Source organism: Amycolatopsis saalfeldensis (assembly GCF_900110575.1).
GTDB classification, from domain to species: Bacteria; Actinomycetota; Actinomycetes; order Mycobacteriales; family Pseudonocardiaceae; genus Amycolatopsis; species Amycolatopsis saalfeldensis.
Map to the genome: position 1 here is coordinate 62,330 of NZ_FOEF01000004.1, position 17,199 is coordinate 79,528.

The window sequence follows — 17,199 nt, forward strand, 5'->3', positions numbered from 1 at the left end:
GGGTTTACTTGCGGCAGAGGACTTCCCCGTGCGGGATGGCGAAAAAGCCGTCCGGATGCGCGGCCCAGTCCCGCCATCCGGCCGAGATCTCGTGCAGCTCCTCGGGGCTGGCGTGCCCACCGGCCACCGCCTGCCCGGCGATGCGGGAGTCCAGGATCCGCTCGGCCCACATGCCGCCCCACCAGGCGCGTTCCGCGGGGGTCGAGTGGCTCCAGATGGACGCGCTCGGGGTGACGTCGGTGGCGCCCGCGGCGTGGGCCCACGAAAGCAGGCGCCGGCCGGCGTCGGGCTCCGCGCCGTTCGCGTGCGAGACCGCGCGGTAGACGGCACGCCAGCGCTCCAGCCGGGGATCGGCGGGAAACCACAGGGCGCCGAGGTAATCGGTGTCGCGGACGGCGACCACCCCGCCGGGCTTGGTCACCCGCAGCATTTCGCGCAGCGCGCCGACGGGATCGCGCAGGTGCAACAGGACTTGGTGCGCGTGGACCACGTCGAAGGCGCCGTCGGGGAACTCCAGGGCATTGACGTCGCCGAGCCGGAAGTCGAGATTGCCGGCGGCGGCCGCGTGTTTCCTTGCCTGGTCGAGGATGTCCTCGGTGACGTCGAGCCCGGTGACCGGTCCGGGCGCCACGAGCCGCGCCAGGTCGGCGGTGATGGTGCCGGGGCCGCAGCCGACGTCCAGCACCCGGAGGCCGGGGCGGAGTTCCGCGCGCAGATAGGCGGCGGAGTTGTCGACGGTGCGCCATTGCTGGGACCGCACCACGCTCTCGGCGTGGCCCTGGCCGTAGGAATGGGCGGCAGTGCTCATGGTCCCCAGACTAATCCGACTCCCACATTGTGCAACGACCATCCTGAAATGTGAGACTTCTGTCCACTGTGGATATACGAGCCGGGCGTGTGGCCGAGGGAGCGCCGGAAGACGTCGATGAACGCGCTGGTGGTGGCGAATCCGCACAGCCGGGCCACGGACGTCACGGACCGGCCCTCGGCGAGCAGCCGCAACGCGTGATAGAGCCGCAATTGCGTGCGCCACTGGGGAAACGTCATCCCGGTGTCCTGGCGGAAGAGCCGGGTCAGCGTGCGCCCGCTCGCGCCGACCTCGCGGCCCAGCGCTTCGAGGCCGCGCGAATCCGACGGGTCCTCCTCCAGCAGCCGGCAGACCTCGGCCAGCCGCGGGTCACGCGCGGCCGGCACCCGCACCGGCTGTTCCGGGGCGGTGGCGAGCTGGTCGAACAGCACGCCTCGCATCCGCCGTCCGGCGGGCGTTTCGCGCTCGCCGCCGAGTGCGGTGTAGGCGATCAGCAGCTCCCGCAACAGCGGCGTGACCGTGAGCGCGGTCGGCTCGGCCAGCTTCAGTGGGCTGGTCGCCTTCGGGATCCCGAACAGGTGCAAGCGGGTCACGCCGAACGCGCGATGCGAGTGCACGGTGCCCGCCGGGATCCACAGCGCGCGATGGGCCGGCGTGATCCACCGCGACTCCGCCGTGTGCACGGCCAGCACCCCGCTGCTGGCGTAGACGACCTGGTGCCCGTCGTGCCAGTGCGCGGTGACGCTCGCGGTGGCGGCCAGGTCCCGGATGTCGGTGGGCGCCTCCGGGAGGTGGCGGGAATTCGACACAACTCGGCATAATACCGGAATCGCGAAGGCGCTGGCCGGCCCGACGATGAGGCCATGACGACAATCAGCGCTTCGGCGGGGCCTCGTACTTCCCGGTGGCCGATGACCGTCCTGGTCGCCGGGCACGCGATCGACGATCTGTACCAGGGCGCCGTTCCGGCCATCGTCCCGTTCCTGGTCGCCGAGCGGCACTACGGTTATCTCGCCGCGGCCGGGATCACGCTCGCCGCGACCCTGCTCTCCTCGGTGGTGCAGCCGCTGTTCGGCGTGCTGACCGACAAGCGCCCGATGCCGTGGCTCGTCCCGGCCGGCATGACCGTCGCCGGGGCCGGCATCGGCCTGTCCGGACTGGGGAACTCCTACGGGTTCACCTGGCTCGCGATCGCCCTGTCCGGCCTCGGGGTCGCCGCCTACCACCCCGAATCGGCCCGCATCGCCCGCCGGATCGCGAGCCGGGGCCACGTCGGGATGAGCTGGTTCTCCCTCGGCGGCAACGTCGGCTTCGCGCTCGGCCCGATCCTGGTCACGCCGGTCCTGCAGGCCGGCGGGCTCGGGGCGAGCCCGTTCCTGCTGATCCCGGCCGTGGCCGGCGGCCTCGGCACGGCCGCGTTGCTGCGACGGCTGCGCGGCCCGCAGTCGGCCATCCACCACCAGGCGAAAACCGAAGGCCGCGACGACTGGCGCCAGTTCGGCCGGCTGACCGTGGTGGTCGTCGCGCGTTCGATCGTGACGTTCGGGCTGAACACCTTCCTCGCCCTCTGGGTCGCGTCACGGGTCGGCAGCGCGACCGCCGGCGAGGCCGCGCTGGTCGTGATGTTCGGGGTCGGCGCGCTCGGCACCCTGCTCGGCGGCGTGCTGGCCGGGCGCTGGGGCCGGGTTCGCACCCTGCACATCTCGTACGCGGTGTCGGTGCCCGCGGTCGCCGCGATCGCGTTCGCACCGGGATACGCGGTGTTCCCGGCGGTCGCGATCGCCGCGCTGGCGCTGTACGTGCCGTTTTCCCTGCACGTCACGCTCGGCCAGGATTACCTGCCCACCCGGATCGGCACGGCCAGCGGAGTCACCCTCGGGCTCGCGGTCAGCATCGGCGGCCTGGCCGCGCCCGCGATCGGCGCGATCGCGAACGCGGCCACGCTGCAGTGGGCGCTGCTTTCGCTCGTGGCCATGCCGGTCGTCTCGTTCCTGGCGTCGCGCGGATTGGCCGATCCGAAAATGTCCGGTCATGACAATTAATGTTCACATACATGAACGTAAAACATCATGCGGAAGACGGATTGTCCATAGGTGTAATGGTGCGGATACTCGTCCGTTATGGCGCACAAGTTTCGCGTGGCAGTGATCGTCGTCGTATTCGCCGCCGGATCCACGGTGAACGCCGGAGCCGTTGGCGCACAACCCTCTTCCACCTCGATAACGGCCGCCGGAATCACCGCGGCCGTGCAGCCGGACGGCACCTACGAGGTGCGGGCACAGCAACCGGCGGCCTGGACTTTCACCGGTTCGGTCGGCGCGAAAGTCACCGATAACCGGACAAGAACCGGACAGGATGCGATCGGTTCCTACCGGGAAATCGACTTCGGTTACACCGACACGGTGGCCAGGACGGCGAGCATCCGGGTGTATCAGAACACCGCGGCGGTCCTGTTCGGCTCGACCACCGGGGCCGCCTCGCCCAACGTGCCCGCGTCCGGGGTGCCGTTCCCGAGCCTGAAGGCGCCGGCGCTGCCGCACCAGGAATCCTTCCAGGACAGGGCGTTCTCCACCTACAAGTTCGGCGGCGCGCCCGCCCCGGACAGCCCGCTGCTGTCCTTCGACGATCAGGCGAACGGGTTCCTGTTCTCCGCGGCCGACAACTTCCCGGTGGCGAAGCTGGGCGTGGGCGCGGGCAACACGCTGTCCGAAGGCATCGCGGCGAGCGTGACCACGCTGCCCGCCGGGTTCACCCACCAGTCGATCCTGGCGCTGGGCAAGGGGATCGGCACCACGTACGGCACCTGGGGCTCGGCCCTGATGGCGCTGGGCGGCAAGCACCGCGTCCCGAACGACGCCAACACCACGCTGAACAAGCTGGGCTACTGGACCGACAACGGGGCCGAGTACTACTACAAGTACGACGAGAACCTCGGCTACACCGGCACCCTGCTGGCCGCCGCCAAGGACTTCGCCGATCACGGCATTCCGCTCGGGTATATGCAGCTCGACAGCTGGTGGTACCCCAAGGGCTCGTCGAACACGTGGCAGGGCAACGGAAACCTGCGCGGCGGCGAGTACACCTACCGCGCCGCCCCCGACCTGTTCCAGCAGGGGCTCGCGGCCTTCCGCGACCAGGTGGGGCTGCCCCTGATCACGCACGCCCGCTGGGTCGACCCGGCCAGCCCGTACCACGGCCAGTACACGATGTCCGGCAACGTGGTGACCGACCCGCGGTTCTGGGAGGGCACCATGCGCTACCTGGCCGACTCCGGGGTGGTCGGCTACGAGCAGGACTGGCTTTCGGACGGGGCGCAGGCGCAGTACAACCTCTCCGACCCCGGCGCCTTCGTCGACAACATGGCGCAGTCGGCCGCGGCCAAGGGCATCGACCTCCAGTACTGCATGCCGCTGCCGTGGAACTACCTGCAGAGCACGAAATACCAGAACCTGCAGACCACCCGGGTCAGCAACGACCGGTTCGAGCGCGGCAAGTGGGACGAGTACCTGTTCGACTCGCACCTGGCCGGCTCGCTCGGCGAGCAGCCGTGGAGCGACGTCTTCATGAGCAAGGAGACGGACAACCTCCTGCTGTCGCTGCTTTCGGGCGGCATGGTCGGCGTCGGCGACAAGATCGGCGACCTGAGCACCACCAACCTCGGCCAGACCGTCCGCGGCGACGGTGTGCTCGTCAAGCCGGACACCGCGATCGTCCCGCTGGACAGCACGTACCTCGCGATCGCCAAGGACGCGCAGGCCCCGATGGTCGCCGCCACCCACAGTGACCACAATGGACTGCGCGACGCGTACGTGTTCGCCTACGCCCGCAACGGCGGCTCGCAGTCGATCGGCTTCAGCCCAGCCGAGCTCGGGGTGAACGGCGCCGCGTACGTGTACGACTACTTCAGCGGCAAGGGCCGGCTGGTTCCGGCCGGCGGCCGGTTCACCGGCACGGTGAGCGACGGCTCGTACTACGTGGTTTCCCCGGTCGGCCGGTCCGGCATCGCTTTCCTCGGCGACGCCGGCAAGTTCGTCTCCGCGGGCAGCAAGCGGATCAGCCAGGTTTCCGATCAGGGGAGGGTCGAGACGACCGTCCAGTTCGGCGCCGGCGAGCGTTCGGTCCAGCTGCACGGCTACGCCCCGGCGGCCCCGAAGGCGACGGCCACGAGCGGCACGGCCGGCCCGGTCAGCTACGACGCGGCCACCCGCCTGTTCACCGTCTCGGTCACCCCCGGGCCCGGCCAGAAGGCGCAGGTGCAGCTCGGCTGACAGTGGTGCGGGCCTCAGCCGAAATGCCGGACGCGGGCGGGGGTCCCGGGTGCGTAGGGCAGCCAGTCCCGCACCGAGCCGGTGGTGACGAATTCGGCGACGGTGGTGGCGAAAGCGCGGCCCAGTTCGCGGGCGGCGGGCGTGGGACGGCCAAGCATCGGGCAGTCCGGGTAGGCGTCGAAGGTGGTGAAGAGGAACGGCAGTTCGGCGCAGTGGGTGGCGCCGAGGGCGTGTTCGTCCCCGGCCGGCTGGTAGTCGAACTGGTAGGCGTAGACCGGGTTCGCGCCCGCCGCCTGGTGGTCGGCGAGGTCCAGGGTTCCGTCGCGGAACAGTGCGTCGGTCTGGATCGCGGTGAAGACCTGCCCCGGCGTCGCCCGGGGGAGGCGGGCGGCGTGCTCCCGGTAGACGCCGTGGGCCTGGTCGCCCAGCCGGCCGGCCAGGAGGCCGATCGCGCCGGTGGCGGTGAGGTCCCGGACGTCCGGGTCGAAGGCGAGGAAGGCCGTCGCCTCGTCCCGGGTCGTGCCCAGCATCAGGGATTTCCCTTCCAGGGCACCGTCTTCCAGCGCCTGCGACCAGGAGCGGGGGAGCCCGGGGCCGCCGAGCACCGGGAACATCGGCGGGGAGACCCGGCCCGGACGCGCCAGCCGGCCGTACGCGGACAGCAGTTGTTCGACGGGCAGGGCACGCAATGCTTTCGCGTCGGCAGAGTTGGCGGGAAGGCCGAGCAGCCGCAGGAACTCCGCCGTGGTCTCGGCCGCGTTCTCCGCGTCCGGCGGCTCCACGCCGAACGGAGTGCTCTGCAACAGGACCCGGGTGACGAGTCCCGCGGTCTCCGGATCGAGCGCCAGTGAGAGGGACGAAAACGCGCCGGCCGACTGCCCGCCGACGGTCACCGTGCGCGGGTCCCCGCCGAACGCCGCGATGTTGTCCGACACCCAGCGCAGCGCGGCGGCCTGGTCCTGCGCGCCGAGGTTGGCGGCGCCGATCTCCGGCAGGTACAGGTAGCCGAGCGCGCCGAGCCGGTAGTTCGCCGTCACCACCACGATGTCGCCCAGCTCGGCCAGCTTGGCCCCGTCGTACCAGTCCCAGCCGCCGGAGCCGCTGCTGAAACCGCCGCCGTGCCACCAAAGCAGGACCGGCCGGGGCACGCCGCCTTCGAACGCGTGCCGCGGGACGTGCACGTTGACGGTCAGGCAGCCGTCCTCGTCCCAGTCCGGCACACGGGGCCCCATCACGCGTTCGAGCCGGGAAGCCGGCTGCGGGACGGCGGGTCCGGCCTGCGTGGCTTCCCGTACCCCGGCCCAGCCCGCATGCGGCGACGGCGGCGCGAACCGCAGCTCGCCGATCGGTGAAGCGGCGTACGGGATGCCGCGGAAGGAAACCACCCCGCCCTGGTCGACTCCGTTGATCTTGCCGCTGGTCGTGTCTGTGATCCGGCTGGTCACTGTGCTCACCTCGTTCGTTCGGCTACCCCTGGTTCTAGCCTCGGCACGGTGATCCGCGCCAGAAACCCGGCAGTCAAACGCGGTTAGCGGACATATGATCTTCGGATATGGAGAAAGTACGCCATCTCGAGCTGGATGAGGCCGACCGCCGGATCGCCGCGGCGCTGCTGGCCTCGCCGCGGGCTTCGTGGCGCGCGGTCGGCCGGGCGCTGGGCCTCTCCGAGCGCACCGTGGTGCGCCGCGCGGCCCCGATGTTCCACGACGGGACGCTGCGGGCGACCGTCGTGCGCCATCCTGTGTGGTTCCCCGGCCTGATCCCGCTGGCCCTGCGCATCCGGTGCCGGCCGAGCCGGATCCGCGCGATCGCCGCCACCCTGGCCCGCCGCCCGGACACGATCTGGGTCGACGTGCTCGGTGGCGGCGACGAGATCAGCGTCATCCTCTTCCTCGACGGGCCGGACGCGCGGAACACGTTGCTGCTGCGGGATCTCCCGGCCACGCCCGAGGTCGAATCCTGGACCTCGCACGTCCTCCTGCGGGTCTTCCCGGCCGCGTTCGACTGGAGCGGCGGCCTGCTGACCGACGAGGAGCTGTCCGGCCTGCGCCCGCCGGCCCCCGCCCGCCCGGCGCTCCTGCCGATCGACCACGAGCTGATCGCCGCGCTGACCGAGGACGGCCGGGCGTCCTACGCCGACCTCGCCCGCCGGGCCGGCACCACACCGCTGACCGCCCGCCGCCGGCTGGAATCCTTGACCGGCGGCGTCATCCGGCTGGCCACCGAGGTCGACCTGGCCCGCCTCGGCATCCGCGCGGAGGCGCTGCTGTGGATCACGGCCGCCCCCGGCGGCCTGGAGGAGGCCGGCCGCCGGCTCAGCCGGCACCCCCAGGTCCGCTTCACCGCCGCGACCACCGGCCCGGCCAACCTCCTGGTCGCCGTCGCCGCGGCCGACCTCGACGCGCTGTACCGCTTCCTGAACGACACCCTCGGCGCGCTGGAGCGTGTGGTCACCGCCGAGGTCACCCCGATCCTGGCCGGGGTCAAACGGACCGGCCTGGTCCGCCCGGGCAGCCTCTGACCCGCCGATCAGAGCTGGGGCCCGTAGACCAGCAGGAGCGGCGAAGGGTTCAACGGGGGAGCCGCGGCGCGGTCAGGGGCAGCAGCACCTCGTCCACAATGGACCGCACCCGTGCCTGGCCGACGGTTTCGTGTTCCAGGGAGTCGGCGATGACCAGGCGCGGGCCCACGGAGGCGACGAGCGGCGTCACGCACCGGGGGTCGGCCTCACCGCGGTCGACGGCGGCCTGCAGGATCGTCAGCAGGAGGCGCTGGTGCGGGAGGATCACCCGGCGGCGGACTTCGTCGAAGAGCTCGGGATGGCGGGCGCGCTGGATCAGCAGGGGCCGCAGCGCACGGCCGCGCGGTTCGTCCAGGACGCGGGCGAACCCGCCGAGCAGCGTGGTGAGGTCGCCGCGCAGTGAGCCGGTGCCGGGGGCGGTGGGCTCGCCGAAGCCGGTGGACGGGTCCGTCAGCGCGGCGAGGACCAGCTGCTCGGGGGTGGACCAGCGGCGGTAGAGGGCCGATTTCCCGGTGCCCGCCAGCGGGGCGATCTTGTCGAAGGCGAGTTCTTCGAAGCTGGTGCGGGCCAGTTCTTCCAGGGTGGCCTGATAGATCGCGCGGGTCAGCTCCGCACCGCGTCGGCGGGCGACGGGGGCGGCAGCGGCGCGGGAGCTGGCGGGCACCTGTCCGGTTATAGCTGGCATCGAGGGGTACAGTCACATTAGTGGACAAAACTGTCCCCTATTCGAGGAGGGGTTCCCCTTGACCGCACCTGGGAAAACCGCGCTGGTCAACGTCCGGGTCTTCGACGGCCACCGGCTCACCGAGCCCCGCACGGTGGTGATCGACGGCCCGGTGATCGGCACCGACCCCACTGGCGCGCAGGAGGTCGACGGCGCCGGGGCGGTGCTGCTGCCCGGCCTGATCGACGCCCACGTCCACCTGCACGGACCGGAGAGCCTCGACGCGCTGGCCCGCTGGGGCGTGACGACCGGGCTGGACATGGCGTGCTGGCCCCCCGAGCTGATCAAGTCCCTGCACGAGCTCACCGGCACCGCCGACTTCCGCACCGCCGGCCTGCCGGCGATCGGGCCCGACGGCAATCACGCCCGGCTGCTGGGCCTGCCGGCCGAAGCGGTCATCCTCACTCCCGAGGACGCCCGCCGGCACGTCGAGGCGCGGGTCGCCGAGGGCGTCGACTACATCAAGGGGGTCGCGGAGGCCCCCGGTGACGGCGGCCCTGCCCCGGAGGCGCTCCAGGCCCTGGTCGCCGCCGCCCATGCGCACGGCCTGAAGACCGTCGTCCACGCGGCGACCGTCGGGGCCTGCACCGTGGCCGCCGGGTCGGGCGCGGATTTCGTCACCCACGTCCCGGTCAACGGCGTCATCCGGCCCGAGGACATCGCCGCGATGCGAGCCGGCCACCAGGTCGCCGTGCCCACCCTGACCATGATGGAGGCCCTCCTCGCGGGCCGGGCGCCGATCGACGGCCTGCTGGCCAGTGTCGCCGGCCTGCACCGGGCCGGCATCGAGGTGCTGGCCGGCACGGATGCCAACGCCCAGCCCGGCGTGCCCGGCGCCGTGCCCCACGGCGAAAGCCTCCACCACGAACTCGAGCTGCTGGCCCGTGCGGGCCTCAGCCCCGTGGAGGTCCTGCGCTCGGCGACCGTGCTGCCGGCCCGCGCCTTCGGCCTGACCGACCGCGGCGCCGTCGAACGGGGCCTGCGCGCCGACCTCGTCCTCGTCGACGGTGACCCCACCACGGACATCACCGCCACCCGCGAGATCCGCGCCGTCTGGTGCGCCGGCCACCAGGTCGCCGGCGCCGGGCGGTAATCCTTCCACCGAAAGGGAAAACGTGAGCAGCGAGATTACCGAAATCACCCAGCTCGTCCTGCACGAGCGACAGGGCCGGGACCGCGGCTGGTGGGACCAGATGCGGTCCTGTTTCCACGACGACGCGACCGTCCGCCTGAGCTGGTTCCGCGGCAGCGGCGCCGGATTCGTGGCCGAGTCGGAGAAAATGGCCGGCCGCGGTGACACCGCCGTCCACCGGCTCAGCCCGCCCGTGGTGCACTGCCGGGGCGACCGCGCGCTGGCCGAGGTGCCTGCCGTCATCGAGATGCGCACCGTCCTCGACGGCACCGAGGTCGACCTCGCCTCGGCCGCCCGTCTCAACTACCGCGTCGAACGCCGCGGCGGCCGCTGGCTGCTGGCCTCCCTCGACCCCGTCTACGAACGCGATTCCCTGACTGCCGCCCATCCCGGCGTCCGGCTCGACGTCGGCCCGGCGGACCTCGCCGAATACCGGCCTTCGTACCGTTTCCTCTCCTACCTGCTCTCCCGGCGCGGCTACACCATCGGCGACGACCTCTACGGAGACGACCGCCCCGACCAGGCCACCGCCTTCTACGACGACGCTCGCAACTGGCTCGGCGGGTAACCGGGCCGGTTTGCCCCGGGCGGGTCTTTGCGGCATCTTTACGCGTGGAGCGCCGGGAAGTCTGGTCGGCCTGCTCGTGCCCGGCCGGGTGACGGGCCGGTCCGCCGAACCCGGGGAGTCCGATGGCGCTGGTGCTGGGGTCGTCCCCGTCAGGAAAACGACAGGAGCGGCCCATGAATCCCGGCGCCGCGCCCCCGGTGGCCGTAGCCTTGGCCCATGCGCGCCGCCGAGATGGCCGAGGATTACCCGGTCGTGGAGCTGGATTCCGACGCGCTGGCCGCCGCCCGGCTGCTGGCGCAGCGGCGGCTGCCCGGGCTGGTGGTGATCGACGCGACCGGCTGCCCGCAGTCGGTGCTGCCGGCGTCGGAGGTGGTGCAGTTCCTGGTGCCGCCGTACGTGCGCGACGATCCCTCGCTGGCCGGGGTGCTGAACGAGTCGATGGCCGATCGCATCGCGGACAAGCTGGGCGGGCGGCGGGTCCGGGACCTGCTGCCGGACGAGCCCGCGGAGCTGCCGCGGGTGAACGCCGACGACACCGTGGTGGAGGTCGCGGCGATGATGGCCCGGCTCAAGTGCCCGCTGGTCGCGGTCATGGAAGGCCGGACGCTGCTCGGCGTGGTCTCGGCGTCGCGGCTGCTGGAGCTCGCGTTGCGCTGAAGCCGGTGGCGGCGCGATGAGCACCGTCATCGCGATCACCGTGTTCGTGGTCGCCTACCTGTTCATCGCCACCGAGAAGATCCCGAAGATGACCGCCGCGCTGGCCGGCGCGGGTGTGGTGCTCGCGACCGGGGTGAGCGGTTCGGCCGACGCGTTCTTCTCCGAGGACACGGGCGTCGACTGGAACGTGGTCTTCCTGCTGCTGGGCATGATGATCATCGTCGGGATCCTGCGCCGCACCGGGGTGTTCGAGTTCGTCGCGATCTGGGCGGCCAAGCGCGCCAAGGGCTCCCCGCTCCGGATCATGATCCTGCTGGTGCTGATCACCGCGGTCGCCTCGGCGTTCCTCGACAACGTGACGACGGTGCTGCTGATCGCCCCGGTGACGCTGCTGGTCTGCGACCGGCTCGACATCAAGCCCGCGCCGTTCCTGATCGCCGAGGTCTTCGCGTCGAACATCGGCGGCACGGCGACGCTGATCGGCGACCCGCCGAACATCATCATCGGCAGCCGCGCCGGGCTGACGTTCAACGACTTCCTGCTCAACCTCGCGCCGATCGTGGCGATCGAGCTGGTGGTGCTCGTGCTGGTGCTGCCGCGGCTGTTCCGCGGTTCGTTCGCCGTCGACCCCGAGCGGGTCGCCGACGTGCTGGCGCTGAACGAGCGCGAGGCGATCCGGGAACCCCGGCTGCTGCTTGAATCCGGCCTCGTCCTGCTGCTCGTGTTCGCCGGGTTCGTGCTGCACTCGGTGGTCCACCTGGACCCCTCGGTGGTCGCGCTGCTCGGCGCCGGCCTGCTGGTCCTGGTGTCGGGCACACAGCCGAAGCAGTACCTCGCCGGCGTCGAGTGGGAGACGCTGCTGTTCTTCGCCGGCCTGTTCATCATGATCGGGGCGCTGGTCAAGACCGGCGTGATCGACCGGCTCGCCCACCTGGCCGCGGACGCCACCGGCGGCAACGCGCTGCTCGCGGTGTTCCTGATCCTCGGGGTCTCGGCGCTGCTGTCCGGCGTGATCGACAACATCCCTTACGTGGCGACGATGAGCCCGCTCGTCCTCGCGCTCACGAACGACATCCCGGACCCGTCGCACTCGGCGTCGCTGTGGTGGTCGCTGGCCCTGGGCGCGGACTTCGGCGGCAACATGACCGCGGTGGGCGCCAGCGCCAACGTGGTGATGCTGGGCATCGCGGCCCGCTCGGGCTCGCCGATCTCGTTCTGGGAGTTCACCCGGAAGGGCGCGATCGTCACGCTGATCACCGTCGCGGTGGCGGCGCCGTACCTCTGGCTGCGCTACTTCGTGCTGTGAGTTATCCCTCGCCGTAGCCCAGGACAAGTGTTGCATACTGCAATGGTGTCCATGGGTGATGATATGACCGGGCGACGGCCGGTGGTGCCGGCGCGGCCGCCGTTCGGGCGGTGGCTGCGGGAGAGCACGAGCGGGCTGATCGGCCTGGCACTGGTGATCGGCGCGGGCGCCGGGCTGGGCGCGGTGGTCTTCCGGTGGCTGATCACGACGTTCACCCACCTGTTCTCCGGGCAGGCGGACTACTCGGCCGCGGGCCGGGTGGCGCATCCGTGGTTTCCCGCGCTGGGGCCGTGGTTCCTGCTGCTGGCGCCGGTGGTCGCCGGGCTGGTCTACGGGCCGCTGGTGCAGAAATTCGCGCCGGAAGCCCGCGGGCACGGCGTGCCCGAAGTCATGTACGCGGTCGCGGAACGGGGTGGCCGGATCCCGGCGCAGGTCAGTGCGGTCAAGGCACTCGCGTCCGCGCTGACGATCGGCTCGGGCGGCTCGGTCGGCCGGGAGGGGCCGATCGTGCAGATCGGCTCGGCGCTCGGGTCGACGCTGGGGCGGGTGGCCAAGCTGCCCGAATCGCGCCTGCGGGTGCTGGTGGCGTGCGGCGCGGCGGGCGGGATCGCGGCCACCTTCAACGCGCCGCTGGCCGGGCCGTTCTTCGCGATGGAACTGATCCTGCGCGACTTCGCGGCGGAATCGTTCGGCGCGGTCGTGCTGGCCAGCGTGACGGCGAGCGTGGTCGGGCGGGCGGTGTTCGGCGACGTGCCGTTCCTCGACCTGCCGCCGTTCACCTTGCGCAATCCGGTGGAGTACCTGCTGTTCATCGTGCTCGGACTGGTGGTCGGGGCGTGCGGGGTGCTGTTCACGCGGGTGCTGTACCTGGTCGAGGATCTGTGCGACCGGCTGTGGCGCGGCCCCGAGTGGCTGCGCCCCGCGGTCGGCGGCGTGTTCCTCGGCGGGCTGCTGTTGCTGCTGCCGCAGATGTACGGCGTGGGGTACCCGGTGCTGCAGAACGCGGTGGAGGGCAAGTACGTCCTCGGCTTCCTGCTCCTGCTGCTGGCCGGCAAGCTCGTGGCGACCAGCCTGACGATCGGGATCGGCGGCTCGGGCGGGGTGTTCGCGCCTTCGCTGTTCATCGGCGCGATGGCCGGGACGGCGTTCGGCATCGTCGTGCACACGTGGCTGCCGGGGGTGACCGCTTCACCCGGCGTCTACGGGCTGATCGGCATGGGCGCGGCGTTCGCCGGCGCGGCCCGGGCGCCGATCACCGCGGTGATCGTGCTGTTCGAGCTGACCGGCCAGTACACGATCATCCTGCCGATGCTGACCGCGATCGTGATCGCCACCGCGACCAGCCGGGCACTGGGCAAGGACACGATCTACACGCTCAAGCTGCGCCGCCGCGGCGTGGACCTCGACCGGAGCCCCGGCGCGCGCAGGCTGGCCGGCACCCGCGTCGAGGCGGTGGCCGAGCCGCTGCCGGAACCGCTGGACCCGGGCCTCCCGCTGGAACGGGCGGCGCACGCGCTGGCCGTGTCCGGGCACGGGATCCTGCCGGTGGTCGGGGCGGACGGGTGTTACCAGGGCTGTGTCACGGCGCGCGCGGTCGCGGAGGCCCTGGCCGATCAGCACGAGGGCGTGGTCGGCGACCTCGCGGAACTGCCGCCGCTGGTCACGGGCGAGAGCAGCCTGGCCGACGCGTTGACGGCGCTGACGAACGCACCCGGCACAGGCCTGCCGGTGCTGGCCGGGGAGGGTCGGCTGAGCGGCTGGGTCACCCACCAGGCCGTGCTCACCGCGCTTGAGCCGGCCACGGCGCAGTAGGTGGTTTTGGCGCCACCGCGCCATTCCGGGCCGGGGGAGTGGGGCTGGTCAGGCCCAGATGGCTTCGGCGGCGGTGCCGGCCGGGGGCTCGCCACCGGCCTCGGCGAAGGCGGAGAGGACCTCGACCAGGCCGTGGCGCGCGTGCTCGGGCATCTTGGACACGATCTTGGCGATCTCGCGGCGGCGGCGGTTGGTGACCAGCCGCACGACCCGCGCGCCCTCGGCGGTCAGCTCGATCACGATCTCCCGGCGTGAGGCCGGATTGTCCTGCCGGGCCACGAGCCCGGCGGTGACCAGCCGGTCGACCATGCGGCTGGCGGTCGAGGGGGTGACCCCGAGCAGCTCGGCCAGCGCCGCGTGCTTCAGCGGCCCGCGGGAGTGCAGGATCACCAGCAGCCGGAACTGCGGCAGCGTGACGAGGTCGCCGGCCGCGGTGATGGAGCGGGCGGAGACGGCCACCAGCAGCCGGGACGCGGTGAGCACGGCGTCGGTGACCGCGTCGACGTCGGCGCCGGCCGCGGTGGTCGGAGGGCGAGGCATGCCCCCAGTGTGCCGCGCGCCGCCGGATCGCGCCCGCAAGGCCGGGTTCCGGGTCTTGGCCTCGGCGACTGTTGTTTTGGCCAACAGTGTCCGGGGCGTCACTCGTCCTGGCGGATCGCTGTGTACAGCGCGCTCAAGACGCGGCTGTGATCGGCGTCGGCCTGGGGTGGCGGGAGGAAACGACGGCGCAGGAACGCGTAGGACACCCCGTTGCGCGGGTCGGCCAGCGCCTGTTGCCCGCCGGCTCCGCTGTGCCCGAAGGCGCCTTGGCCGAGCACGGGGTAGCTCTCGGCGGCGGCGTGGAAGCCGACGGCCCAGGCTTTGCGCCGGCGCAGCACGAGATCCCAGCCGGCGGACTGGATCTGGCCGAACGCGGCGGCGGTGTCCGGGGTGAGCAGCGGGGCCGCGCCGTCGGTGGGGCTGATGGCCGCCGCGTAGAGCCTGGCCAGGCTGCGGGCGGTGCCGATGCCGCCGAACGAGGCCGGGCCTTTGGTCCGGACCACGGGGAGGTTCGGCAGCTCCCACACTTCGCGGTTACGCGGGTGGTGGCGGTTGAAGGCGATGCCTTCGAGGCTGTCCGGGGCGGTGGCGGCCGCCGCGAGATCGCGGAGCCGTTCGGGGGTGGCGATCATGGGCTGGGCGGGCAGGAAACGGTGCTCCTGGCCGGCCGGCAGCCCGAGGTGCAGGTCCAGCTGGTACGGGTCTCGCAGGCGGGACGCGAACAGGCTCTGCACCGTCTCCCCGGTCGCGCGGCGCACGACTTCCCCGCTCAGCGCCGCGGCTACCAGCGCGTGGTAACCCGAAGCGGTCCCCGGCCGCCAGAACGGGCGTTGCGCGCCGAGCCGTTCGGCGACGACGCGGTCGTCGGCCAGCTCCTCCATGCTGAAGCCCGCGTCCGCCCCGGCCAGCCCGGCCTGGTGCGAAAGCAGCTCACGCAGCCGGATCTCGCGCTTGCCGCGCACCCCGAACTCCGGCCAGTAGTGGCTGACCCGCTCGTCGAGGTCCAGCACCCCGCCCTGGACCAGCAGGGCGACGACCAGATGGGCCACCCCCTTGCTCGCGGAGTAGATCCCCAGCAGCGAATCACGCGTGGTTTCCGCCCCGGCCCACAGGTCGACCACCGGCTCGCCCCGGTGGCAGGCCGCCACCTGCGCGCCCAGATCGGCCCCCTCGGCCGCCAGCACGGCCGCGAACTCCTCGCGCACGGGCTCGAAACCCGCCGCCACCGTGCCCTGCACCCCGTGCTCCGTCATCAGTACCCCTGAACGCCGGACTTCCTTGGACACCACCACGTTAGCTCGTTAGTGACCATTGGTCACTAATTCAGTGAGGCGCGTCTCCCCGCGCGCCGGCCACCGGTGTCGTACGGTGCCGGGCATGACGGATTCGGCGGGGGCGCGCCGCCCGCCCGGCCGGCCGGCGCGGATCAGCCGCGACCGGATCGTCGAGGCCGCGTCCTCGGCCGGGAACCTGGACACGCTGACCATGCGGGAGCTGGCCGGTCGCCTCGACGTCAGCCACGGCGCGCTCTACCGGTGGGTGAAGAACCGCGACGAGCTGTTCGACCTCATCAGCGAAGTCCTCGTCGACCGGATCCTGGCCCCGGAACCGAATAGCGGCCCGGACTGGCGCCCGCGGCTGACGCGGATCGCGTGGGCCATGCACGACGAGTTCCTCGCCCTCCCGGGCTACGCCACCCGCCTGTCGCGGCCCCACCCGCACAACGCCGACGCGATCGGCCGGCTCCGGCACGCGGTCGTCACGGCCTTCCGCGAAGCCGGGATCAGCGCCGGAATGGCCGAGCAGAGCTGGTACACCTTCGTCACTTCGATCGTCGGCTGGCTCGCGTTCCGGGAGAACCGCCTCGAGCTCGGCCCGGGCGCCCCGCGGTTCGACCTCTTCCTCGACGCCCTCGTGCGGGGGCTCCCGGCCCGCGAACCCGGTCACTCACCGGCCGGCGACCACCTCTTCGAGCAGTGAGCGCAGCGGTGCCGCCGGGTGCCCGATCAGCGCGCCGAGGGCCGGGCCGGTCGCGGCGAACTCGCCCCGCCGGGCCGCCCGGAACATGCCGAGGGTGAACTCCGCCTGGAACTCGGACCGGCCCTGCTCGACCTGCTCGGCCCGCCATTCGTCGTCGTCGGCGACGACTCGGGTGATGGTCCGCCCGGTCAGCTCGGACAGGAGCTCGGCGACGGACTTCAGGTCGAGCACGTCCGGCGCGGTCAGCGGCGGGGCGACGCCGTCGAACGGGTTCTCGCCCGCGAGGACGATGGCCGCGGCTTCGGCGAGGTCCGCGTGCGCGGTCCACGAAACCGGCCCGTCGGCGGGCGCGATGATGGTGCCCGTCTCGAGGGCCTGGCCGATCAGCCTCGGGACGGTGCTGGCGTAGAAGCCGTTGCGTAAAGACGTGAATTTTCCGCCCTGTGCGGCCAAATACCGCTCGGTGGCGGCGTGGTCGCGCATCGGCAGGAACTCCGAATCCGCCGCGGACGCCTGGTGGCTGGTGTAGACGACGTGCTCGGCGCCGGCGGCGCGGGCCGCGTCGATGGCGGCCTTGTGCTGGGTTTCGGCCTCCGCGCCCGCGTCGTTGGACGAGACGACGAGAACCTGCTCGGCGCCCTCGAAGGCGTGGGCGAGCGAGGCGGGGTCGGAGAAGTTGCCCTCCCGGACCCGCACCCCGCGCGCCGCGAGGCCGGCCGCCTTGGCCGCGTCGCGGACGCTGACCGCGACCTGACCGGCCGGGACCCGGGTGAGCAGTCGTTCGACGATCTGCGAGCCGAGCCGGCCCGTCGCGCCGGTGATGACGATCATCAGCTGGTAACCCCTTCGTGGTATCAGTGGTACTCAATCCACGTTACCGACG

At 72.0% G+C, this 17,199-nt stretch carries 16 protein-coding genes; 9 read left to right on the forward strand and 7 right to left on the reverse strand.

Annotated features, from left to right (window positions below):
* Positions 1-4: 4 nt before the first annotated feature.
* Positions 5-808, reverse strand: coding sequence for a methyltransferase domain-containing protein (locus tag BMY97_RS11070; RefSeq protein ID WP_091616500.1), 804 nt, complete (start codon positions 806-808; stop codon positions 5-7).
* On the reverse strand, positions 805-1,617 hold the full coding sequence (locus tag BMY97_RS11075; RefSeq protein ID WP_091616502.1) for an AraC family transcriptional regulator: 813 nt from the start codon (positions 1,615-1,617) through the stop codon (positions 805-807). Before BMY97_RS11075 ends, BMY97_RS11070 begins: the two co-directional genes overlap by 4 nt.
* Positions 1,618-1,671: 54 nt before the next feature.
* Between BMY97_RS11075 and BMY97_RS11080 the strand changes: the two genes are divergently transcribed.
* A complete protein-coding gene (locus BMY97_RS11080) occupies positions 1,672-2,850 on the forward strand; it encodes an MFS transporter (protein ID WP_091616505.1) in 1,179 nt (392 codons plus the stop codon).
* A gap of 78 nt (positions 2,851-2,928) precedes the next feature.
* Positions 2,929-5,076 carry a hypothetical protein gene (locus BMY97_RS11085; protein ID WP_091616507.1) on the forward strand — a complete coding sequence of 716 codons (2,148 nt, stop codon included), beginning with the start codon at positions 2,929-2,931 and terminating at the stop codon, positions 5,074-5,076.
* 14 nt (positions 5,077-5,090) lie between these two features.
* Here BMY97_RS11085 and BMY97_RS11090 read toward each other — a convergent pair whose 3' ends face one another.
* Positions 5,091-6,521, reverse strand: a complete 1,431-nt coding sequence (locus tag BMY97_RS11090) for a carboxylesterase/lipase family protein (protein WP_218156763.1) — start codon at positions 6,519-6,521, stop codon at positions 5,091-5,093.
* Positions 6,522-6,628: 107 nt separating this feature from the next.
* Here BMY97_RS11090 and BMY97_RS11095 point away from each other — a divergent pair, with 107 nt between their 5' ends.
* Positions 6,629-7,597, forward strand: a complete 969-nt coding sequence (locus BMY97_RS11095; protein ID WP_091616511.1) for an Lrp/AsnC family transcriptional regulator — start codon at positions 6,629-6,631, stop codon at positions 7,595-7,597.
* Positions 7,598-7,646: 49 nt separating this feature from the next.
* Here BMY97_RS11095 and BMY97_RS11100 read toward each other — a convergent pair whose 3' ends face one another.
* Complete coding sequence (locus tag BMY97_RS11100; RefSeq protein WP_245787265.1) at positions 7,647-8,261, reverse strand: TetR/AcrR family transcriptional regulator; 615 nt, start codon at positions 8,259-8,261, stop codon at positions 7,647-7,649.
* 79 nt (positions 8,262-8,340) lie between these two features.
* Here BMY97_RS11100 and BMY97_RS11105 point away from each other — a divergent pair, with 79 nt between their 5' ends.
* The 5 genes from BMY97_RS11105 to BMY97_RS11125 all read left to right on the forward strand — a co-directional run bounded on the left by BMY97_RS11105 (position 8,341) and on the right by BMY97_RS11125 (position 13,796).
* A complete protein-coding gene (locus tag BMY97_RS11105) occupies positions 8,341-9,414 on the forward strand; it encodes an amidohydrolase family protein (RefSeq protein ID WP_091616515.1) in 1,074 nt (357 codons plus the stop codon).
* A gap of 22 nt (positions 9,415-9,436) precedes the next feature.
* On the forward strand, positions 9,437-10,021 hold the full coding sequence (locus BMY97_RS11110; protein ID WP_177231280.1) for a nuclear transport factor 2 family protein: 585 nt from the start codon (positions 9,437-9,439) through the stop codon (positions 10,019-10,021).
* Positions 10,022-10,237: 216 nt separating this feature from the next.
* The gene (locus BMY97_RS11115; protein WP_091616517.1) at positions 10,238-10,678 is read left to right on the forward strand and encodes a CBS domain-containing protein; all 441 of its coding nucleotides are present in this window, start codon (positions 10,238-10,240) and stop codon (positions 10,676-10,678) included.
* A gap of 16 nt (positions 10,679-10,694) precedes the next feature.
* Positions 10,695-11,984: an ArsB/NhaD family transporter gene (locus BMY97_RS11120; RefSeq protein ID WP_091616519.1), complete on the forward strand. Its 1,290-nt coding sequence runs from the start codon at positions 10,695-10,697 to the stop codon at positions 11,982-11,984.
* Positions 11,985-12,035: 51 nt separating this feature from the next.
* Positions 12,036-13,796, forward strand: a complete 1,761-nt coding sequence (locus BMY97_RS11125) for a chloride channel protein (protein WP_245787266.1) — start codon at positions 12,036-12,038, stop codon at positions 13,794-13,796.
* 48 nt (positions 13,797-13,844) lie between these two features.
* Here BMY97_RS11125 and BMY97_RS11130 read toward each other — a convergent pair whose 3' ends face one another.
* Together BMY97_RS11130 and BMY97_RS11135 are read right to left on the reverse strand one after the other, a co-directional pair.
* A complete protein-coding gene (locus BMY97_RS11130; protein ID WP_091616523.1) occupies positions 13,845-14,336 on the reverse strand; it encodes a MarR family winged helix-turn-helix transcriptional regulator in 492 nt (163 codons plus the stop codon).
* A gap of 98 nt (positions 14,337-14,434) precedes the next feature.
* A complete protein-coding gene (locus BMY97_RS11135) occupies positions 14,435-15,589 on the reverse strand; it encodes a serine hydrolase domain-containing protein (RefSeq protein WP_091616525.1) in 1,155 nt (384 codons plus the stop codon).
* Positions 15,590-15,713: 124 nt separating this feature from the next.
* Here BMY97_RS11135 and BMY97_RS11140 point away from each other — a divergent pair, with 124 nt between their 5' ends.
* Positions 15,714-16,316, forward strand: a complete 603-nt coding sequence (locus BMY97_RS11140; protein WP_091616527.1) for a TetR/AcrR family transcriptional regulator — start codon at positions 15,714-15,716, stop codon at positions 16,314-16,316.
* Here the strand turns inward: BMY97_RS11140 and BMY97_RS11145 are convergent.
* Positions 16,284-17,147 (reverse strand): NmrA family NAD(P)-binding protein, encoded by an 864-nt coding sequence (locus tag BMY97_RS11145; RefSeq protein ID WP_091616529.1) that lies wholly within the window; start codon positions 17,145-17,147, stop codon positions 16,284-16,286. The genes BMY97_RS11140 and BMY97_RS11145 overlap by 33 nt on opposite strands.
* Positions 17,148-17,199: the final 52 nt, after the last annotated feature.